This is a genomic window from Psychromonas sp. Urea-02u-13, assembly GCF_002835995.1.
In the GTDB taxonomy this organism is placed as follows: domain Bacteria; phylum Pseudomonadota; class Gammaproteobacteria; order Enterobacterales; family Psychromonadaceae; genus Psychromonas.
Genome location: NZ_PJBZ01000245.1, coordinates 1 through 586, shown reverse-complemented (window position 1 = coordinate 586; position 586 = coordinate 1). Strand labels below are relative to the sequence as shown.

Genomic DNA, 586 nt, shown 5'->3' with positions numbered 1-586 from the left:
AGGTTAAGGTATTTGTAGTTTACGGCTGTCCTCGATTGGTTTTCATTTTATTAAAACAGGCCGGAAATTACTTATTCTACAGCCTCATTAGGGATCAATATGGCAATATATTTTTATGATACATTCGAAGAGGCATCAGAGTTTGCTAAATATATTTCACTTGCCTGCAAGGCAACGATTAAATTAGGGAGAGATAATAATCGTTTCTTTGTTGATATTCCTGATGATACTAAGCCTCCTGAAGGTATTGAGGACTATCATGATGTACCAGATGAAAGAAACTTTATCGAAAACATTCCAAATAGCTTTACCGATATAGAGCCCGGGCCAATTGAGGACACCCATAACTTCAATCATATAAAATCAATAGGTTAAGGTATTGCAGTTTACGGCTGTCCCCGATTGTTCTGGCGTCACATGACAATAGCTCGCTATAAATAACGGCCATTCTCACGCTTTAAAAACTGAGTATATTCGGCAGTATTAACCCGTTAAATCTTCTAAAAACGATTTATATAATTGCGCTTCACGCAACGTAACGATCAATTCCATTACTTTGCTTTCTAGGGCTTGTGAATGCTCATCC

General features: G+C 37.4%; 1 protein-coding gene. It reads left to right on the top strand.

The window, feature by feature from the left end; translation table 11 throughout:
• The first annotated feature begins 99 nt into the window (after nt 1–99).
• On the top strand, nt 100–375 hold the full coding sequence (locus CXF74_RS21620) for a hypothetical protein (protein WP_101084703.1): 276 nt from the start codon (nt 100–102) through the stop codon (nt 373–375).
• Nucleotides 376–586 lie beyond the last annotated feature (211 nt).